This is a genomic window from Acidimicrobiales bacterium (genome assembly GCA_016794585.1).
In the GTDB taxonomy this organism is placed as follows: domain Bacteria; phylum Actinomycetota; class Acidimicrobiia; order Acidimicrobiales; family DATDAH01; genus JAEUJM01.
This window is the reverse complement of sequence record JAEUJM010000005.1, coordinates 146,471-162,974: the sequence shown is the minus strand read 5'-3', so window position 1 is coordinate 162,974 and position 16,504 is coordinate 146,471. Positions and strand designations below refer to the sequence as shown.

13 protein-coding genes are annotated in these 16,504 nt (G+C 71.7%); 9 read left to right on the top strand and 4 right to left on the bottom strand.

All coding sequences use genetic code 11. From position 1 onward, the window contains the following. Positions 1 to 115 precede the first annotated feature (115 nt). On the top strand, positions 116 to 1,252 hold the full coding sequence (locus JNK12_02720; protein ID MBL8774812.1) for an acyl-CoA dehydrogenase family protein: 1,137 nt from the start codon (positions 116 to 118) through the stop codon (positions 1,250 to 1,252). Between the two features lie 14 nt (positions 1,253 to 1,266). Here the strand turns inward: JNK12_02720 and JNK12_02715 are convergent, their stop codons facing one another. Together JNK12_02715 and JNK12_02710 are read right to left on the bottom strand one after the other, a co-directional pair. After that, entirely contained in the window at positions 1,267 to 3,624 is a 2,358-nt protein-coding gene (locus tag JNK12_02715; protein MBL8774811.1) for an amino acid permease, read from the bottom strand. A 111-nt stretch (positions 3,625 to 3,735) separates the two neighbouring features. Then, the gene (locus JNK12_02710; GenBank protein ID MBL8774810.1) at positions 3,736 to 6,147 is read right to left on the bottom strand and encodes an amino acid permease; all 2,412 of its coding nucleotides are present in this window, start codon (positions 6,145 to 6,147) and stop codon (positions 3,736 to 3,738) included. A gap of 143 nt (positions 6,148 to 6,290) precedes the next feature. Here JNK12_02710 and JNK12_02705 point away from each other — a divergent pair, with 143 nt between their 5' ends. Both JNK12_02705 and JNK12_02700 read left to right on the top strand, forming a co-directional pair. After that, complete coding sequence (locus JNK12_02705) at positions 6,291 to 6,956, top strand: TrkA family potassium uptake protein (protein ID MBL8774809.1); 666 nt, start codon at positions 6,291 to 6,293, stop codon at positions 6,954 to 6,956. Continuing rightward, positions 6,953 to 7,618 carry a TrkA family potassium uptake protein gene (locus tag JNK12_02700; GenBank protein ID MBL8774808.1) on the top strand — a complete coding sequence of 222 codons (666 nt, stop codon included), beginning with the start codon at positions 6,953 to 6,955 and terminating at the stop codon, positions 7,616 to 7,618. The genes JNK12_02705 and JNK12_02700 overlap by 4 nt, the downstream gene beginning before the upstream one ends. A 35-nt stretch (positions 7,619 to 7,653) precedes the next feature. Here the strand turns inward: JNK12_02700 and JNK12_02695 are convergent, their stop codons facing one another. Together JNK12_02695 and JNK12_02690 are read right to left on the bottom strand one after the other, a co-directional pair. Then, the gene (locus JNK12_02695) at positions 7,654 to 8,655 is read right to left on the bottom strand and encodes an alpha/beta hydrolase (GenBank protein MBL8774807.1); all 1,002 of its coding nucleotides are present in this window, start codon (positions 8,653 to 8,655) and stop codon (positions 7,654 to 7,656) included. Positions 8,656 to 8,710: 55 nt separating this feature from the next. Beyond that, a complete protein-coding gene (locus tag JNK12_02690) occupies positions 8,711 to 10,540 on the bottom strand; it encodes a GMC family oxidoreductase (GenBank protein ID MBL8774806.1) in 1,830 nt (609 codons plus the stop codon). A 564-nt stretch (positions 10,541 to 11,104) separates the two neighbouring features. Here JNK12_02690 and JNK12_02685 point away from each other — a divergent pair. The 6 genes from JNK12_02685 to kdpC are packed head-to-tail and all read left to right on the top strand — an operon-like array spanning position 11,105 to position 16,495. Further along, entirely contained in the window at positions 11,105 to 11,869 is a 765-nt protein-coding gene (locus tag JNK12_02685) for a DUF4118 domain-containing protein (GenBank protein MBL8774805.1), read from the top strand. After that, the gene (locus JNK12_02680) at positions 11,869 to 12,021 is read left to right on the top strand and encodes a hypothetical protein (GenBank protein MBL8774804.1); all 153 of its coding nucleotides are present in this window, start codon (positions 11,869 to 11,871) and stop codon (positions 12,019 to 12,021) included. Before JNK12_02685 ends, JNK12_02680 begins: the two co-directional genes overlap by 1 nt. Next, the gene (locus JNK12_02675; GenBank protein MBL8774803.1) at positions 12,018 to 12,107 is read left to right on the top strand and encodes a potassium-transporting ATPase subunit F; all 90 of its coding nucleotides are present in this window, start codon (positions 12,018 to 12,020) and stop codon (positions 12,105 to 12,107) included. The genes JNK12_02680 and JNK12_02675 overlap by 4 nt, the downstream gene beginning before the upstream one ends. Positions 12,108 to 12,162: 55 nt before the next feature. Next, a complete protein-coding gene (gene kdpA / locus JNK12_02670; protein MBL8774802.1) occupies positions 12,163 to 13,869 on the top strand; it encodes a potassium-transporting ATPase subunit KdpA in 1,707 nt (568 codons plus the stop codon). Positions 13,870 to 13,883: 14 nt separating this feature from the next. Further along, on the top strand, positions 13,884 to 15,920 hold the full coding sequence (kdpB, locus tag JNK12_02665; GenBank protein MBL8774801.1) for a potassium-transporting ATPase subunit KdpB: 2,037 nt from the start codon (positions 13,884 to 13,886) through the stop codon (positions 15,918 to 15,920). Next, positions 15,917 to 16,495, top strand: a complete 579-nt coding sequence (kdpC, locus tag JNK12_02660; protein ID MBL8774800.1) for a K(+)-transporting ATPase subunit C — start codon at positions 15,917 to 15,919, stop codon at positions 16,493 to 16,495. The genes kdpB and kdpC overlap by 4 nt, the downstream gene beginning before the upstream one ends. Positions 16,496 to 16,504: the final 9 nt, after the last annotated feature.

The following is a 16,504-nucleotide window of genomic DNA, read 5'->3' as shown; positions in this document are numbered from 1 at the left end:
TGTGGTGCACAGACACTAGGGGACGGCGTCACCCCGCGGTGCCGCGACCTCGCTGGGCGCGGCTGCGACGTCGCGAAGGACCCGACGGGGTCCTCGGGTCTGTGAGGATCTGGGGGTGGACCTGGCGCTGACCGACGACGAGCGGGCCTTCGCCGCCGAGGTGCGGGCCTTCCTGGCCGACCACCTCGCGCTGCCGGGTGCCTTCGCGTCGACGGCCGACGAGATCGCCTGGGGGAGGGCCTGGCAGGCCACGCTCGCCGAAGGGCGCATGGTCGGCATCCACTGGCCGCAGGAGTTCGGGGGGCGCAGCGCGACCCCGGTCCAGGTGGCCCTCTACAACATGGAGTACGCCCGGGCGCGGGCACCGCAGCCGGTGAACCGGGTCGGCATCAATCTCGCCGGGCCCACACTGCTGGCCTGCGGGACCGACGAGCAACGGGCCCGGTGGCTGCCCGCGATCCTCGACGCCTCCGAGATCTGGTGTCAGCTCTTCAGCGAGCCCGACGCCGGCTCCGACCTCGCCTCGCTCACCACCCGGGCCGAGCGGGTGGACGGGGGCTGGCTGGTCTCGGGGCAGAAGGTGTGGACGTCGTACGCCGACGTGGCCCGATGGGGGATCGGGCTCGTCCGCACCGATCCCGAGGCGCCCCGCCACCGCGGTATCTCGTACCTCGTCATCGACATGACCGCTCCGGGCATCGACGTCCGCCCCTTGGTGCAGATCACGGGCGAGGCCGAGTTCAACGAGGTGTTCCTCGACGAGGTCTTCGTGCCCGACGACCAGCTCGTGGGCGGACTGCACGACGGCTGGGCGGTGGCCAACACCACCCTGGCCCACGAGCGGGGCACCGCCTTCCCGTTCAAGGAGCAGGTGGTGCACGAGGTCTACCTCGACGAGCTCTACGAGCTCGCCGCCCGCACCGGCCGTCTCGACGACGTCGACGTCGCCGACGAGCTGGCGCAGGTCTTCGTCGAGCTGCGCCTGCTTCGACTCCACAACTGGCACACGCTGTCGAACCTGGGCAAGGGCATCGAGCCCGGCCCCGAGTCGAGCGTGGTCAAGCTCACCTGGACCGAGGTCACGCAGCACCTGTCGGACACCGCGTTGACCGTGCTGGGCCCCGCCGGCGCGCTCGAGGGCCCGTGGGCCCGGCAGTGGCTGTGGAGCCAGGCCGCGGGCATCGCCGGGGGCACCTCCGAGATCCAGCGCACCATCATCTCCGAGCGCCTCCTGGGCCTGCCCCGGGGCTGAGCGTCCGCTGGGGGCTAGGCGAGGATCTCGTAGACGGGGTTCAAGATGGCGAGCCGGCCGTGGTGCTCGCCGACCACGCCCTGGGCTTTCAGCCGGACGCCCACGCGGATCCCCGGCACCTCCCGGCGGCCCAGGAACACCACGGCGACGCCGCCGCTGTCGTCGGCCAGGGTGCACTCGAGGGCGGGCACGCCCGACCAGGGCTGGACGCGGATCGACCGGATGCGCCCGGACACCATCACGCGCTGGCGGTGCTCGACCGCGCCGATGGGCACGGTGCCGTCGGTGTTCGGCGTCACCGACGCGGCGTGTTCCGCCACCGCGGCGCCATCGTCGTCGGCGGTCTCGCCGACGACGGCCGGCGCCACCTGGCGGACCTCCACCGGCGTGGCCTTGAGGTCGAGGTGGTACGGCACGACCGTGACGTTGCAGTGGGGGAGCGTCGAGAGCACCTTGACCATCTCGTCGGAGGTGCGGTCGTGGAGCAGCCGGTGCCAGAAGCGGCTGTACTCCCGGCGGGGAATGAGGACGCTGACCTCGGTCTCGCCGTCGGCGAGCTCCTGGGCGGCGATCTCGGCGGCGGCCTGGGTGACACGCCGGTCCTGGCACTCGACGATGTCGAGCGAAAGGCGGCCGAGGCCGAGCGTCCGCCAATCGCGGGCGAGGTCGGCGGTCACGAGGGGGTCGAGGTCGAGGTGCACGGCCCGCAGCTCGTCGGGCGTGAGGGTGCGGGCGTACTGGATGGCCCGGGCGGCGGCCACGTCGAGGGTGTCGACGAGCACGAGCACCACGTGGCGGCGCAGGATCGGCGCGCTGGCGGCGGCGTGGGCGTCCTCGAGCAGCTCCACCGCCTCGTGGGTGTACTGGCGGTTGAGGCGGAACAGCACCACCACGAGGATGGGGATGAGGGCGATGATCACCCAGGCCCCATGGGTGAACTTCGTGACGGCGACGATGATGGCGACGACGAAGGTCATGGCCGCACCGACGCCGTTGATGAACAGCCCGAGCTGCCAGTGCGGTTCCTTGTGGGTGATGTGGTGCTTGGCCATGCCCGCCTGGGACAGGGTGAAGCTGGTGAACACGCCGATGGCGTACAGCGGGATCAGCCGGTCGACCTTGGCCCCGGTGACGATGACCAGCACGATGGCCGCGGCGGCCAGGGCGATGATGCCGTTCGAGAACACCAGGCGGTGCCCCCGCTTGGTGAGCTGGCGGGGCATGAAGCTGTCGCCCGCGGCGAAGCTGGCGAGACGGGGGAAGTCGGCGAAGCCGGTGTTGGCCGCCAGCACGAGGATGAGCATCGTGCCCACCTGGAGCGAGTAGAAGAGCACCTCGCCGAGCGCCCCGGTGCCGTAGACGAGCTTGCCCACCTGGGAGATGACGGTGGGGGTGCCCTCCTCGAACGGGGTGGCGTGCACCTTGGACGCGAGGAGCGACAGGCCGAGGAACATGAAGCCCAGGGCGGTACCCATGACGACCAACGTCGAGCTGGCGTTCTTGGCGGCAGGTTCCTTGAAGGCGGGCACGCCGTTGGAGATGGCCTCGACGCCGGTGACGGCGGCACCGCCCGAAGCGAAGGCGTGGAGCACCACGAACAACGTGGCCCCGTAGAAGACGCCGTCGGCGGCGCTCCCTTCGGTGCCGGTGAGCATGCCCTCGACACCGCCGGCCTCGACGGGCAGGTCGCCGAAGGCCATCTGGTAGAGCCCGACGCCGAGCAGCAACACCATGTTGAACATGAAGAAGTAGGTGGGGACGGCGAACACCTTCCCCGACTCCCGGACGCCCTTCAGGTTGCCGAAGGCGATGATGAGGATGAACCCGATGGAGATGGGGACGACCCACGGCGCCAGCGCGGGGACCGCAGAGGCCAATGCGGCGCTGCCCGCCGAGACCGACACCGCGACCGTGAGGATGTAGTCGGTGAGCAGCGAGACCCCGGCCACCTGAGCGGGGAGTGCGCCGAAGTTGTCCTTGGTGACGATGTAGGCGCCGCCCGCACTGGGGTACGCCTTGATGGTCTGGCGGTAGGAGAGGATGAGGAAGCCGAGGACGATGAGCATCGCCACCGTCACCGGCACCACCAGCGCGAACGCAGCGACGCCGATGGCGGGGATCAGGACCCGCAGGATCTCCTCGGTGGCGTACGCGGACGACGAGAGGTTGTCCGAGGCGAACACGGCCAATGCCGTGGGCTTGCCGAGCCGCTCGTGCTCGAGCCGGTCGGTGGCCAGGGGCGCACCGAGGAGGCGGGTCTTGGCCCGGTAGCTCCACGTCTCGGGCAGGTCGACCCGTGGCGCCATGCGCTTCGGGGTGAGGCGCTCACCGCCTTGCGCAGCCGCCCGCTGGAGGTCGTCCTCGGTCTTCACCCAGCCAGTCGATACCGCTCGGCGCACCGGCGGCAAGCTCGCCGCGTCAAGATCCCGTCAATATCTCATCGGCGCCTGCGCGCCACGGCCGGGCTGGGCCGAGCCGGCGGGCTATGAGTGGTCCGCGCCGGCCTTGGCCTGGAGCTCGTACACGGGGTTGAGGATGGCGAGATTGCCGTTGTGCTCACCCACCACGCCGCTCACCGCGAGGCGGGCGCCGGTCTCGATGCCGGGGATGTGGCGGCGGCCGAGGAACACGATGGTGAGCGCGCCGGTGTCGTCGGTCAGCGTGCACTCGAGGGTGGACACGCCGGCCCACGGCTGCACGCGCATGCGCCGGACTTTTCCGTCGACGAAGACGCGCTCGCGATGGCGCACGGCGGCGATGGGGATGCTGCCGTCCGCCCGGGGCGTGGCCGTCGCAGGGGAGGCGAGCAGGCGGTCCACCTGTGCGTCCTCGCGGGCGGCGGCGCGCCCGCTCCGGCGCCCGGCGCGGCTGCCCAGGTCGGTGGTGGCGATCTCGGTCCGACAACGGCCGAGGTGGTAGGGCACCACCGTGACGTTGCAGTGCGGGAGGCTCGACAGCGTCGCCGCCATCTTGTCCGAGGTGCGGTCGTGCAGGAGCCGGTGCCAACCGCGGCGGTACTCCCGGCGGGGAATCAGCACGCTCACCTCGGTCTCGCCGTCGACGAGCGACTGGGCGGCCACCTCGGCCGCGGCTTTCGTCACCCGGCGGTCCTGGCACTCGATGATGTCGAGGGTGAGTCGGGTGAGGCCGAGCGAGCGCCAGCGCTCGGCGAGGCGGGCGGTGCGCAGCGGGTCGAGGTCGAAGTGCACGGCGCGCAGCTCGTCGGGGGCGAGGGTGCGGGCGTACTGGATGGCCCGCGCGGCGGCGACGTCGAGGCGGTCGACGAGGACGATCACCACGTGGCGCCGCAGGATGGGTGCTTCCGCGGCGAGGTGGGCGTCGTGCTCGAGCTCGGTCTCCTCCTCGACGTACTGGCGGTTGAGGCGGAAGAGCAGCCACACCACCAGGGGGACGACGGTGACGACGACCCACGCGCCCTCGGTGAACTTGGTGATGCCGGTGACGAGCGCGACCAGCAGCGACACCGCGGCGCCCACGCCGTTGATGGCGAAGCCACGGCGCCAGCCCGGCGCTTTGTGGCGGAGGTGGTGCTTGGCCATGCCGGCCTGCGACAGCGTGAAGCCGGTGAACACGCCGATGGCGTACAGCGGGATGAGGCGCTCGACCTTGGCCTGGGTGGCGACCACCAGGAGGATCGACACCGCCGACAGGGCGAGGATGCCGTTGGAGAACACGAGGCGGTGGCCGCGGGTGGTGAGCTGACGCGGGAGGAACGCGTCGCCGGCGGCGAAGCTGGCCAGGCGGGGGAAGTCCGCGTAGCTCGTGTTCGACGCGAGCACGAGGATGAGCACGGTGCCGGCCTGGAGGGAGAGGTACAGCAGGTGGCCGAGGCCCGACGAGCCGTAGACCAGCTCGCCGATCTGGCTGAGCACCGTGGGCGTGCCCTCGAGGAACGGCCGGGCCTCCACCTCGGCCGCCAACACCGAGATGCCGAGGAACATGGCGCCGAGGGCGACGCCCATGATCACGAGCGTGGTGCGGGCGTTGCGCCACGACGGCTCCTTGAACGCGGGGACGCCGTTGGAGATGGCCTCGACGCCGGTGACCGCGGCGCCGCCGGACGCGAAGGCCCGCAGGATGACGAAGAGCCCGGCGCCGTAGAACAACACGTCGTCGGCCCCCACCCCGGCCGGGATCATCTCCGGCTCGACCGTCGCCTGCGGGAGATCGCCGGCGACCAGCCGGGTGATGCCCACGAGGAGCAGCACCGCGATGTTGAGCATGAAGAAGTAGGTGGGAGCGGCGAAGAGCTTGCCCGACTCGCGGACGCCACGGAGGTTGCCGTAGGACACGAGGACGATGAAGCCCAGCGCGATGGGGACCACGAAGTCGGCGAGCGCAGGGACGGCCGACGCCAACGCCGCCGCGCCGGCCGCGACCGACACGGCCACGGTGAGGATGTAGCCGATGAGCAGGGCGACACCCGAGACCTGGGCGAGCCCGATGCCGAAGTTGTCCTTGGTGACGACATAGGCGCCGCCGGCGCTCGGATAGGCCTTGATGGTCTGGCGGTAGGAGAGGATCAACAGCGCGAGCACCCCGAGCAGCGCACCGGTGAGGGGCACGACCAGGGAGAACGCGGCGACCCCGACCGCCGGGATCAGGACCCGCAGAATCTCCTCGGTGGCGTAGGCGGACGAGGAGAGGTTGTCCGAGGCGAACACCGCGAGGGCGGTGGGCTTGCCGAGGCGCTCGTGCTGGAGCTCGTCGGTGTCGAGCGGCGGACCGAGGAGCTTGTTCTTCAAGCGGTAACCCAGCGGTTCGGGCAGCTCGACGCGCGGCGGGAGGGCCTTCGGGGTCAGGCGATCGTCATCCGCGACCCGGGACCGGGTGGCATCGCCGGTCGCGACGTCGGGGGAGTCGGTGGTCGTCACCGGCCCAGTCCACCATGTCCCGCGCGCCGGCACCTGATCGGGCCTTCCTGGGGCAGGAAAGGTTCGCGACAGGTCGGTCTGGCGCGCACCGGCGGGGAGCGGGCGAGTTGTCTCGGACCGCTCATTGGGTGTTGCATCGCGCCATGCACGTGATCGTGGTGGGGTGCGGCCGGGTCGGATCCGAGCTCGCCGGGAACCTGGAGGGCGGCGGCCACACGGTCGCGGTCATCGACAAGGACGCCCGTTCGTTCCGGCGTCTGCCCGACTCGTTCCAGGGCCGGTCGATCCACGGCCTGGGCTTCGACCGGGACGACCTCGAGGACGCCGGCATCAAGGAGGCCGACGCCGTCGCCGCGGTCACCTCCGGTGACAACTCGAACATCCTCACGGCCCGCATCGCCCGGGAGCACTTCGAGGTGCCAAACGTGGTGGCCCGCATCTACGACCCCCGCCGCGCCGTGATCTACCAACGCCTGGGCATCGCCACCGTCGCCACCGTCACCTGGACGACCGAGCAGATCACCCGTCGTCTGTTCCCCGAGCAGTCCCACCTCGAGTGGTCCGACCCCACCGGCGACCTCCTGCTCGTCGAGCGCATCCTGCCCGACGCCTGGGCCGGCCGCCGTCTCGCCGACGTCGGCTTCTCGCCCCGCATCCGGGTGGTCGCCCTCGTGCGGGCCGGTTCACCGCTGCTGGTCGACCCGGACACCGTCGGCCACGACGGCGACACCATGCACGTCATGGTGCACAAGGACGCCACCGAGGAGCTCGACGCCACCCTCGCCGACGCCGCTGGAGGCCAGTCGTGAAGATCGCCATCGCCGGCGCGGGCAACGTCGGTACCTACATCGCGGCCGACCTGCAGGGTGCCGGCCACGACATCTTGTTGATCGAGCAGGACTTCGACCTCGGCGCGCGCACGCAGGCCGAGCTCCCGTCGATCGAGGTCTTCGTCGGCGACGCCTGCGAGGTCAACGTCCTGCGCGACGCCGGCGTCGGCTCGGCCGACGTGATGGTGGCGGCGACCGGAGACGACGAGGACAACCTCGTCGTCTCGCTCCTCGCCAAGCAGGAGTTCGCGGTGCCCCGGGTCGTCGCCCGGGTGAACCATCCGCAGAACCACTGGCTCTTCAACGAGACCTGGGGCGTCGACGTGTCGGTGTCCACCCCGCACCTGCTCACCGCGCTGGTGGAGGAGGCGGTCTCCGTCGGCTCCCTCGTCCGGCTGCTCAACTTCGCCGAGGGCGAGGCCGGCCTCGTCGAGGTCACCCTGGCCGAGGACTCGCCGGCGGCCGGCGTGGCCATCGCCGCCCTCGACCTTCCGCGTGACGCCAGCATCGTCGCCGTCGTGCGCGATCGCCACGTCGTGGTCCCGCGCGGCGACACCGTGCTCCAGCGTGGCGACGAGGTGCTCGCCCTCATCACCCCCGCCTCCGAGGACCAGGTCAAGGCCCTGCTCGTCGGAGGCTGACCCGGCGGCCGCCGACCCGGCGCCCGCCGGTCCCCTCAGCGATCCGCGGCGCCCTGCGGGAACTGCCAGTCCAGCCAGTCGAGCACGGTCCGGGCGATGGCCCGGCCGTCCTCGGTGAGCGCGCCGCCGTCCACGACGTCGAAGCCGTGGTCGGCCCCCGGCACGATCTTGGTGGTGACGTCCTTGCCCGCGGCCTCGAGGGCGGCGGCGAAGCGCTCCGACTGGCCGACCGGGATCACGCCGTCCTCCTCGCCGTGGATGAGCAGCGCCGGCCCGTGCGCGCCGTCGGCGTTCACCACCGAGTCGGCCTTCTTCCATCGCTCGCGCACCTCGGGGTCCGAGCTCGAGCGCCGCCCGCCGTAGTAGCGCTCCTCGTCGGCCGACATGCCCGTGTAGTAGCCGTAGAAGCCGATGAAGCCGTTGATGTGGGACGGCGTGGTGGGCCACATCTCGGCGCCGTAGTAGTAGGGGTCGTCCCCCGAGACGTAGAGCTGCCCACCGAGGCGCGAGCCCGCGGAGCTACCGTGCACGACGATCCGGTCGATGTCGACACCGAGCTCGCCGGCCCGGTCGCGGACGTACTGCACCGCGGCCTTCACGTCCTGCTCCGGCTCGGGGTACACGGGCGACCGGGTGGTCTGGCCGAAGATCAGGTAGTCCACCGAGATCGTGACGTAGCCCGCGTACTGGTACACCTGGGCCCAGCCCCCCATGTCCGAGCGGGAGCCTCCGAACCCGCCGCCACCGTGGACGAGGACGATGGCGACGTCGCGGTGCTCGCCCTCGGGCACGCACAGGTCGCCCTGGTAGTGGTCGCCCGACGTCGGGGGCGTGATGGTGACCGTGGTGCAGCCCGCCGGGGCAGGCTCGGGCCCGGCGTCGTCCGCCGAGGTGTCGTTCGAGCCGGCGTCGAGCGCGTTCAGGGCCTCGGCGTCGGCGGCGGAGGTCGCGGCGGGCGTGGGCGACAGCCGGGCCATGGCCACGCCCGCGGTGGCCAGCACGACGACGACGGCGACCACCGAGGTCAGGACGCGCATCGCCGATCGCATGGTGGACCTATCGGCAGGCGAGGACCGCTCCGAAAGCTCGGGGCTAGCCGGGGGGCGGCGGCACCGGGTGCCGGCCGCTCAGGAGGCTGGCGGTGCGGTGGGCCAGCGCGGCCAGCGTCAGGGTGGGCCCGTACCCGGTGGAGGTGACGAACACCGACGAGTCGGCGCAGAGCAGGTTCTCGACGTCGTGGAAGCGGCCTTCCGGGCCGACCACGCTCGTGGCTGGGTCCGCCCCCATGCGGCAGGTGCCCATCACGTGGCGTGAGGCCGGTGCGAGGCCGAGCGGGTGCGCGGTCGCACCGGGCTCGTCCCTCGGCGGCGAGGACGACGAGACCGACCACTCGGCGCCGGCGTCGAGCAGCACCTGTTCGAGGACCGGCGACCAGTGGTCCGACGCGACGAGCTCGTGGCGGTGGGGGGCGTACGTGGCCCGACCCGCAGGACGGCCCCAGACGTCCCGCACGGCGGGGTCGAGGTCCACCCGGTTGCCCGGCTGGGGCAGATCCTCCCCCTGCATGGTGAACACCCACAAGCGGTCGCGTAGCGACGAGTCGCGCATGGCCACGTTGTGGAGCGGCCCGCTCGGGTAGGTGAGTGCCTCCTGGACCGGGTGGGCCGCCCCACCGTGCTCGACGATGCCGCCCCGGAACCACGGCAGGCCGGCGGCGCGGGCCGCGGCGAGGTCGTCGGCGGTGGGCACGCAGAAGTCGTCGTGGAGGTGGGTGACCGAACGGCCGCGCTCGGCGTGCAGCGAGAAGGGGAAGGCGCCGACCGTGAAGGTCTGGAAGTGGTACATGAGGTGGCGCCCGACGAGCCCGGACGAGTTGCCCACCCCACACGACAGGAGCAGCCGGGGCGTCTCGAAGGCACCGGCCGCCAGCACCACGTGGGCGGCGCGGACCTCCTGGACGGCGCCGCGGGCATCGAGGTAGCGCACGCCGGTGGTGCGGCGCCCCGAGGAGTCGAGCAGCACCTCGGTGACGTGGGACTCGGCCCGCAGGTCGCAGCGGCCGGTGCGCAGCGCCCGCTGGAGCATGGCGATGGGGTCGCCCTTGGCGTGGGTGGGGCAGCCGTAGTACCCGCAGAACCCGCAGTCGTTGCAGGCGGGCCGGCCGTCGTAGGGGACGCTGTTGGCGCCGGTGGGGGCCCGGTACGGGTGCAGGCCGTGGCGCTCGGCGGCCGGCACCGAGAGGGTGGCCCCGAACATGTCGGGGCCGGGGGGCATCGGGTACGGACCGGACCGCCAGGCCGCGAACGGGTTGGCATCGGCGTCGCCCGCGACGCCGATGGCCGCCTCGACGGCGGCGTAGTGCGGTTCGAGGTCGTCGTAGGTGATGGGCCAGTCCGCCACGGCCGCCCCGTCCACCGGCCCCCGCTCGCTCAGCAGGGCGAAGTCCTCCTCCCGGAAGCGGGGGAGCTTGCCGTCGGCGTGGGTGCCGCCCCCGCCCACGGTGGAGGGCAGGTTGTTCACGTCGCCGGTGAAGATGCGGTTGCCGTCGGCCTCGGTACGCCGGAAGGTGCGGGGCTCGGCCAGGGGGTCGGGCCCGAGGAAGTGGCGGAACGAGAACTTCAGCTCGTCGTTCGAGAACTCGTGCCGGGGCGCGTAGGGCGGCTCGGTGTCGATGAGGTGGTTGCGGCCCTTCTCCAGCAGCACCACCGACCAGCCCGCCGCGGTCAGCACCTCTGCGGCGGTCGACCCGCCTGGGCCGGACCCGACGATGACGGCGTCGGCGTCGAGGTCAGTCACGTCCCGTGACCTCCACCGCGGTGTAGCCCCGGGGCTGGCTGTCGCCGGCGAAGCCGATCGACCGCCAGCCGGCGCCGTCCCGGTTGCCGCCGTAGACCGGGTCTCCGTAGAGGCCCTCGCAGCCATGGGTGTGCAGCAGGTCCCGGAACCCTGAGTCGGCGGCGAGGCGCTGGTCCTGGTCCTCGCCGGCGAGGGTGACGAAGTCCGGGCCCAAGGCGGCGAGCCCGGCCCGGTAGCGCTGCTGCCAGCCGACGACGGGGCCGTTCCACTCCCGCTCGGGGATCCCCTGCGAGCCCTCGATCCGGGTGCGCCACGCCAGCTCCTCGATCCGGCTGAGGGGAGTGAAGCGGGAGAACCCGTCCTCGCCCCCGTGGCGCCCGGAGAAGGGGCCCCCTGCCCAGATGCGGGGCGGATCGACGAGGAACGCGCCGAGCAGGCCGTCGACGTAGTCGGCCACACCGGCGGCACGCGCCCCGGGGGCGCCCTCGTCGTCGGCCGGGAACAGCCGCTCGAGTGCAGCCTCGAGCACGCCGTGCTCCTCGTCGGTGAGCCAGATCGCGATGGGCGCACCTTAGGTCGCCGCCCCGGCCCGGGCCGTGGGCGTCAGCAACTCGTCAGGAGTCGGCCGGTGCGCGCTAAGAGCGCATCAAGCGCCTTCCGCTCCTGGTTGCCCGGACGTACACCGGGACCATGGCGAAGACACGAACGGAACCCATCGATCCCTTCGTCGCCGGGCTCGTGGCCGGCGTGAGCATGGTGGCGCTGGCGGCTCTCCTGGTGCCGCTGCGCTCCTGGCTGGGCAACACCAACGTCGCGCTGGTGCTCGTGGTGGGCATCGTGGCCGCCGCCGCTCTCGGCGGGCGCTCGGCCGGTGTGGCCGGCTCCGTGGCCGCAGCGCTGTCGTACGACTTCTTCCACACCCTCCCGCACTACACGATGACCGTCCACGCCCGGGTGGACCGCATCACCACGGTGCTCCTGCTCGTGGTGGGCGTGCTCGCCGGCGAGATCGTGGTTCGCACCCAACGCGCCCGCGCCGTCGCCCACGTGCGCGAGGACGAGCTGGTGCGGCTCCGCCGTGCCGCCCACCTGGCCAGCGCCACCGACCCGGCGGATCTCGTGCCGATGCTCGAAGCGGAGCTGGCGAGCCTCCTGGGGCTGTGGTTCTGCCGGTTCCAGCGCGCCCCGCTGGACGAGCCGGTGCCCCGCCTCACCCGTCACGGGGTGACCGTCCCGGCCGGGGTGGCGCCCCTCACCGAGGACCCCAACTCGTGGTCGATCGAGCTGCCCGTGACGGTGGGGGAGCGGGACCTCGGCCGCTTCCTGCTCGTGCCCCACGAGCCCCTCGCCGCGGGCGGGTTCGATCCTGACGCCCGGCGCGACGCGCTCGCCCTGGCCGACCAGCTCGCCGCGGTGCTCGCGGTCACCACGCCCGATGACCGGAGGAGGAACTGATGGCGGACGTCCTGTTCGTGCTCGTGGTGGTGGCGTTCTTCGCCGTCGCCGCAGCGTTCGTGGTCGCCTGCGACCGCATCATCGGGCCGGAGGAGCTGCCCGAAGCCACCGAAGTGGCGAACGACCGCTCCGCCGAAGTGGTGGCCCGATGACCTTCGACAACGTCGCCGGACTGGTGATCGCCCTCGCGGTCATCGGTTACCTCGTCGCCGCCCTCGTCTTCCCGGAGAGGTTCTGATGAGCGAAGCGGGGGCCCGAGCGGCCCGTGAGCGCAGCGAACAGGAGCGGATCAGATGACGGTCTCCGGCTGGCTCCAACTCGCCACGCTCGTCGCGCTCATCGCTCTGGGGACGCGGCTGCTCGGCCCCTACCTCGCCCGGGTCTTCGGGGGCGGGTCCGCTCCGGGCGACCGTGTGTTCCTGCCCGTCGAGCGCTTCGTCTACCGCCTGGCGGGGGTGGACCCCGAGCGCGAGCAGCGCTGGAACGTCTACGCCTACTCGCTGCTGGCCTTCAGCGCGGTGTCGGTGCTGTTCCTCTACCTGCTCCAACGCGTGCAGGAGTGGCTGCCGCTCAACCCCACCGACGCCGTGGGGGTGCCCGCCGCACTCGCCTTCAACACCGCGGTGAGCTTCGTCACCAACACGAACTGGCAGAACTACGGCGGCGAGCTCACCATGAGCCACCTCACCCAGATGGCCGGTCTGGCGGTGCAGAACTTCGTGTCCGCCGCCGTGGGCCTGTCGGTGGCGGTGGCGCTCATCCGGGGCCTGGCCCGACGGCGGGGGGCCACCATCGGCAACTTCTGGGTGGACCTCACGCGGGCCACGCTGCGGGTGCTCTTGCCCCTGGCCATCGTGTTCGCCGTCGTCCTCGTGGGGCGGGGGGTCGTCCAGAACTTCGACGGCTTCACCGACGTCTCCACCGTCGAGGGCACCGTGCAGTCCATCCCCGGCGGCCCGGCGGCGAGCCAGGAGGCCATCAAGGAGCTCGGCACGAACGGCGGCGGCTTCTGGAACGCCAACTCGGCCCATCCGCTCTCGAACCCCGACGGCCTCACCAACCTCCTCCAGATCGCGGCCCTGCTCGTGATCCCCTTCTCCCTCACCTACGCCTACGGGCGGATGGTGAAGGACCAGAAGCAGGGCTGGGTGGTCTTCGCGGCGATGTTCCTGCTCTGGATCGCGGCCGCCGGCCTGGCCATGGGCTTCGAGGCGGCCGGCAACGACCACCTCGACCCGCTGCGGGTCGATCAGGCCGTCACCAGCAACCAGTCGGGTGGGAACCTCGAAGGCAAGGAGGTGCGCTTCGGCCCGACCGCCTCCGGGTTGTTCGCGGCATCGACCACCGGGACCTCGACCGGCGCGGTCATCTCGTCCCACGACAGCTTCACGGCCTTCGGCGGGGCCGTGCCGCTGGTCAACATGATGCTGGGGGAGGTGAGCCCGGGCGGCGTGGGGGCCGGCCTCTACGGCATGTTGGTCTTCGCCCTGCTGGCGGTGTTCATCGCCGGCCTGATGGTCGGCCGGACCCCCGAGTACCTCGGCAAGAAGATCCAGGCCGCCGAGATGAAGCTCGTCGTGCTCTATCTGCTGGCAGTGCCCGCCGTGGTGCTCTGCTTCACGGGCGCCTCGCTGCTGCTCGACTCGGCGCTGGCCTCCCGGGCCAACCTCGGGCCGCACGGCCTGACCGAGATCGCCTACGCCTTCACGTCGGCTGGCAACAACAACGGGTCGGCCTTCGGAGGGCTCACCGGGAACACCGATTGGTACAACACGACCCTCGGGCTCTCGATGCTCGTCGGCCGCTTCCTGCTGATCGTGCCCGTGCTCGCCATCGCAGGGTCGCTGGTGCGCAAGCAGCCGGCGCCGGTGTCGGCCGGGACCTTCCCCACCGGCACTCCGCTGTTCGCCGGACTGCTGGTGGGGGTCATCGTCATCGTCGTCGGGCTCACCTACTTTCCGGTGCTCGCCCTCGGACCCCTCGTGGAGGGACTGTCGTGAGCGAGAACAGTTCGCTGTTCGACCCCGAGATCCTGCGTCCGGCGGTCGGGGACGCCTTCCGCAAGCTCGACCCGCGCGTGGCCATGCGCAACCCCGTCATGTTCGTGGTGCTCATCGGCAGCGTGGTCACCACGCTCGTGTTCCTGCGGGACCTCGGGTCCTCGACAGCCAGCGAGAACGTCTTCGCCGGCCTCGTGGCCCTGTGGCTCTGGTTCACGGTCCTGTTCGCCAACCTGGCCGAGGCCGTGGCCGAGGGCCGCGGCAAGGCGCAGGCCGACTCGCTGCGCCGGGCCAAGGCCGACACCACGGCCCGCGTGCGCCGATCAGGGGGCGCCATCGACGAGGTCCCCAGCCCGCAGCTCGCCATCGGGGACGAGTGCGTCGTGACCGCCGGCGACGTGATCCCCGGCGACGGCGAGGTCATCGAGGGCATCGCCTCGGTGGACGAGTCGGCCATCACCGGCGAGTCAGCTCCGGTCATCCGCGAGTCCGGCGGCGACCGCTCGGCGGTCACGGGCGGGACGCGGGTCCTCTCCGACGAGATCGTGGTGCGCATCACCGCCAAGCCCGGTGAGACCTTCCTCGACCGGATGATCGCCCTCGTGGAGGGTGCCTCCCGGCAGAAGACGCCGAACGAGATCGCGCTGAACATCCTGCTCGCGGGCCTGACCATCATCTTCCTGCTGGCGACCGTGACGTTGCAGCCGCTCGCGATCTACTCCGGGGCCGAGCAACCCATCATCATCCTGGTCGCCCTGCTGGTGTGCCTGATCCCGACGACCATCGGCGCCCTCCTCTCGGCCATCGGCATCGCCGGCATGGATCGCCTGGTGCAGCGCAACGTGTTGGCCATGTCGGGGCGCGCCGTCGAGGCCGCCGGCGACTGCTCGACGCTCCTGCTCGACAAGACGGGCACCATCACCCTCGGCAACCGCCAGGCGTCCGAGTTCATCCCCGTGGGCGATGTCACCGAGGCGCACCTCGCCGAGGTGGCGCAGCTCTCCAGCCTCGCCGACGAGACCCCGGAGGGGCGCTCGGTCGTGGTGTTGGCGAAGGAGCAGTACGGCCTGCGGGAGCGAGAGCTCGCCGGCGCCGAGCTCGTCCCCTTCACCGCCCAGACCCGCATGAGCGGGGTGGACTTCGAGGGTCGCTCCATCCGCAAGGGTGCCGCCGACTCGGTGCGCCGCTGGGTCGAGGAGGCGGGGGTCGACGTGCCCCCGGAACTGGGGCAGGTCGTCGACGGCATCGCCTCGGCCGGCGGTACGCCGCTGGTGGTCGCGGAAGGAGATGAGGTCGGCGGCTCGGCCACTCGCCGCGCCCTCGGGGTCATCCACCTCAAGGACGTCGTGAAGCAGGGCATGCGCGAGCGCTTCGACGAGCTCCGGGCCATGGGCATCCGCACGGTGATGATCACCGGCGACAACCCCCTCACCGCCAAGGCCATCGCCGACGAGGCCGGCGTCGACGACTTCCTCGCCGAAGCCACCCCTGAGGACAAGATGGCCCTCATCAAGCGGGAGCAGGCCGGCGGCTTCCTCGTGGCCATGACCGGCGACGGCACCAACGACGCGCCGGCCCTGGCGCAGGCCGACGTGGGCGTGGCCATGAACACCGGGACCCAGGCCGCCAAGGAGGCCGGGAACATGGTGGACCTGGACTCGAACCCGACGAAGCTGATCGAGATCGTGGAGATCGGAAAGCAGCTCCTCATCACCCGGGGCTCGCTCACCACCTTCTCCATCGCCAACGACGTGGCGAAGTACTTCGCCATCATCCCGGCCATGTTCGTCGGGGTGTTCCCCGCCCTCGACACCCTCAACATCATGGATCTGCAGACCCCGCGCTCGGCGATCCTCTCCGCGGTCATCTTCAACGCCCTGGTCATCGTGGCGCTGATCCCGTTGGCCCTCCGGGGCGTCAAGTTCCGGGCCGAGTCGGCCGCCGCCGTCCTCCGGCGGAACATCCTCGTCTACGGCCTGGGCGGGCTCATCGTCCCCTTCGTGGGCATCAAGCTCATCGACGTCGTCGTCACCGCACTGGGAGTGTCATGAGACGCCAACTGCTTCCCGCCCTGCGGCTGCTCGCGGTCTTCACCGTCCTGGTGGGCATCGCCTACCCGCTGTTCGTGACCGGGGTGGCCCAGGTGGCGTTCCCCGACCAGGCCGCCGGCTCGATCGTCACCGTCGACGGGGAGGCGGTCGGTTCCTCCCTCCTCGGCCAGGAGTTCACGGGGGACGAGTACTTCGAGAGCCGACCGTCGGCCGCCGGCGACGGCTACGACGCCGCCTCGAGCGGCCCGTCCAACCTCGGGCCGTCCAACCCCGACCTGCTGGCCGCCGTCGAGGAGCGGGCGGTGACCTACCGGGAGCGGAACGGGTTGGACGCGGACGCCGCGGTGCCGGTGGACGCCGTGACGGCGTCGGCGTCGGGGCTCGATCCCCACATCTCGGTGGCCAACGCCCGACTCCAGGCCGAGCGCGTCGCCGCCGCCCGCGGCCTGCCGGTGGAGGACGTGCTCGCCCTCGTGGACGACCACACCGAGGGCCGGGCCCTGGGCTTCCTGGGCGAGGTGGGGGTGAACGTCCTCGAGCTCAACCTCGCCCTCGACCGGGCCGCGGCTTCGTAGCCTGTCGAT